This window comes from Promicromonospora kroppenstedtii DSM 19349, from assembly GCF_000515355.1.
Lineage (GTDB): Bacteria > Actinomycetota > Actinomycetes > Actinomycetales > Cellulomonadaceae > Promicromonospora > Promicromonospora kroppenstedtii.
The window spans coordinates 333,747-336,607 of record NZ_KI911686.1 but is presented as its reverse complement, the minus strand read 5'-3'; the positions used below and the strand labels follow the sequence as shown (position 1 = coordinate 336,607).

3 protein-coding genes and 1 pseudogene are annotated in these 2,861 nt (G+C 71.2%); 2 read left to right on the top strand and 2 right to left on the bottom strand.

The window, feature by feature from the left end; translation table 11 throughout:
* Positions 1 to 3: 3 nt before the first annotated feature.
* Positions 4 to 621 (bottom strand): malonic semialdehyde reductase, encoded by a 618-nt coding sequence (locus PROKR_RS16240; protein WP_036964618.1) that lies wholly within the window; start codon positions 619 to 621, stop codon positions 4 to 6.
* A gap of 123 nt (positions 622 to 744) precedes the next feature.
* Between PROKR_RS16240 and tsaD the strand changes: the two genes are divergently transcribed.
* Positions 745 to 1,788 carry a tRNA (adenosine(37)-N6)-threonylcarbamoyltransferase complex transferase subunit TsaD gene (gene tsaD, locus PROKR_RS16235; protein ID WP_036964617.1) on the top strand — a complete coding sequence of 348 codons (1,044 nt, stop codon included), beginning with the start codon at positions 745 to 747 and terminating at the stop codon, positions 1,786 to 1,788.
* Positions 1,789 to 1,927: 139 nt separating this feature from the next.
* Positions 1,928 to 2,650: a hypothetical protein gene (locus PROKR_RS16230; protein WP_036964616.1), complete on the top strand. Its 723-nt coding sequence runs from the start codon at positions 1,928 to 1,930 to the stop codon at positions 2,648 to 2,650.
* 32 nt (positions 2,651 to 2,682) lie between these two features.
* Here PROKR_RS16230 and PROKR_RS37460 read toward each other — a convergent pair.
* Positions 2,683 to 2,861: pseudogene (locus PROKR_RS37460) on the bottom strand (sulfurtransferase); the annotation flags it as partial.

The window sequence follows — 2,861 nt, the reverse complement described above, 5'->3', positions numbered from 1 at the left end:
GGGTCAGACGACCCGCGCGGCGTCGTCGAAGCTCAGGCGCGGGGCGCGCGGGCGGGTGGTGTCGGCGCCGTCGGCCGCGCTGACGTTGACCACGAGGAAGCCCTTCCAGCCGTTCTCGGCGAAGAACTCCGCGTCGATCCCGGCGTAGTCGCCGTTCATCGGGCCGACGGCCAGGCCGGCGGCGCGCAGGCCGACGAGGAGGTAGCCGGCCTGGAGCAGGGCGCTGGTGCGCGCCGCCCCGGCGCGCATCTCGGCGTCCCCGGCGAACATCTCGCGGGCGCCCGGCATGTGCGGGATCAGCACGTCGAGTCGCTCGTGGAAGTCGGTGTCGTAGGCGAGCACGAGCGTGACGGGGGCCTTGGACACGCGCTCCTGGTTGTTCTCGGGCATATGACCGACGAGGCGCTGCCGGGCCTCCGGCGTGCGGACGACGAGCATCCGCAGCGGGCTCGTGTTCATCATCGTCGGGCCCCACTTGATGAGGTCGTAGACGGCGGTGAGCTGCTCGTCGGTGACCTCCGACTCCGCGAAGGTCGTCACGGTGCGCGCGGTACGGAACAGGCGGTCCGCGGTCGCGTCGTCGATGGCGAGCGGTGCGGTGGCCTCGAGTGCTTGAGTCATGCCCGGTGGAACAAAGTTGCCCTGAGCGATAGTTCCAGATTCAACCGTGACGTCCCGCACGTCCGCGTGTCACATCCCAGCCGGTTCCACGCTCACCGCCGCCGGGGAACTAGGCTGGAGCACATGGCAGATCCACTGGTGCTCGGTATCGAGACCTCCTGCGACGAGACCGGCGTCGCGCTGGTCCGCGGAAACGACCTGCTGGTCGACGCCGTCGCCAGCTCGATGGAGGAGCACGCCCGCTACGGGGGCATCATCCCCGAGGTCGCCAGCCGCGCCCACCTCGAGGCGATGATCCCCACCATCCAGAAGGCCCTCGGCGAGGCGGACGTCGACCTGTCCGAGGTCGACGCGATCGCCGTCACCGCCGGGCCCGGGCTCGTCGGGCCGCTCACCATCGGTGCCTCGGCCGCGAAGGCCCTGTCTATCGGCCTGAACAAGCCGCTGTACGGCGTGAACCACGTGATCGGGCACGCGTGCGTGGACCAGCTCGTGGACGGGCCGCTGCCTGAGCGCGCGATGGCGCTCGTGGTCAGCGGCGGACACAGCTCGCTGCTGCTGGTCGACGACATCGCCACGAACGTCACCGAGCTCGGCTCCACCCTGGACGACGCCGCGGGCGAGGCCTTCGACAAGGTCGGTCGCCTGCTCGGCCTCCCCTACCCCGGCGGGCCGCACATCGACCGGCTCGCGCGCGAGGGAGACCCCACGGCCATCCGGTTCCCCCGCGGCCTCACGGCCGCGAAGGACCAGGCCAAGCACGCCTACGACTTCTCCTTCTCGGGTCTCAAGACGGCAGTGGCCCGCTGGGTCGAGGCCCGCACGGACGCCGGGCAGGAGATCCCCGTGCACGACGTCGCGGCATCGTTCGCCGAGGCCGTCGCCGACGTCCTGACGGCCAAGACCATCGCCGCGTGCCACAAGCACGGCGTCAACACGCTGGTGGTCGGCGGCGGGTTCTCCGCCAACAGCCAGCTGCGCGAGATGGCGGCCAAGCGCTGCGCCGAGGCGGGCATCGACCTGCGCATCCCGCCGATCCGCTACTGCACGGACAACGGCGCGATGATCGCGGCACTTGGCTCCGCCGTCGTGCGGGCCGGGGTGGCGCCGAGCAACCTGGACATCCCGGTGGACTCGTCCATGCCGCTCACCACGATCACCGTCTGAGCCGGAGGTGAGCGCAGGCGGAGCGCCGAGGAACGAGGCGCACCGCCTGGAGCGAACCGCAGGCTCGGACGGTGACGTCACCGTCTGAGCCTCTGAACCTCCGGCCGCGCTGTCGGTGGATGGCTCTACGCTGCGTGCCGTGACAGTGATCCCGCTCGAGAAGCTCGAGCCCGCACCCGTCATCGAGACCGCGCGCCGCCTGCGCGAACGCATCGGCGCGCGGTTCCCCGACCGGGGCATCCACCGGGTGGCCCAGGAGCTCGCGACCCTGACGGAGCAGGTGGCGGACACCTCGGCGGGGACCCGGCGGCGCAGCCGCCTGGTGCGGGCCGGCTCTCGTCTCCTGATCGCCCTCGTGGTGCTCGTCGCGCTGGTGGCGTTCGGCTTCGCCGTCGAGGCCGCGGGCACCGATGCGCCGGACAACGGCCTCGACTGGCTGCCCCTCATCGAGAGCGCCGTGAACGACATCGTGTTCGTCGCGATCGCCGTCGTCGTGCTGCACTCGGTGCCGCAGCGGGTGCAGCGATCCGACCTGCTGGCCAAGCTGCACCGGCTGCGCTCCCTGGCGCACATCATCGACATGCACCAGCTCACCAAGGAGCCGGAGATCCTGCGGGACGCCTTCACGGGCGAGTCGGAGAACAACGACGTCGACCTGACCCCGGAGCAGATCGAGTACTACCTGGAGTACTGCACCGAGCTGCTGTCGATCGTGGGCAAGGCGGCGGCGCTGTGCGCCGAGGAGTCGCAGGACGACATCGTGCTGAACACGGTCTCGACCATCGAGTCGCTGACGGTCGGCATGGCCCGCAAGGTGTGGCAGAAGATCCTCGTGCTCAACGAGGTCAGCCCCACGCCCTGACCCGGTCCGCACCGAAACCCGGGCACGGTCGGTCAGCCCACCGCGACGGGCCGCGCGGGGTCGTTCGACCACTGCGACCAGGAGCCCGGGTACAGCGCCGCGTCCACGCCTGCGACGGCGAGCGCCGCCACCTCGTGCGCCGCCGTGACACCCGAACCGCAGTACACGCCGACGGTCGCGCTGTCGGCGGCGCCCAGGGCGCCGAACCGCC

Excerpts from the sequence above, each read along its gene's own strand:
- PROKR_RS16240 (WP_036964618.1), bottom strand. The coding sequence starts at position 621 with ATGACTCAAGCACTCGAGGCCACCGCACCGCTCGCCATCGACGACGCG.
- tsaD (WP_036964617.1), top strand. The coding sequence starts at position 745 with ATGGCAGATCCACTGGTGCTCGGTATCGAGACCTCCTGCGACGAGACC.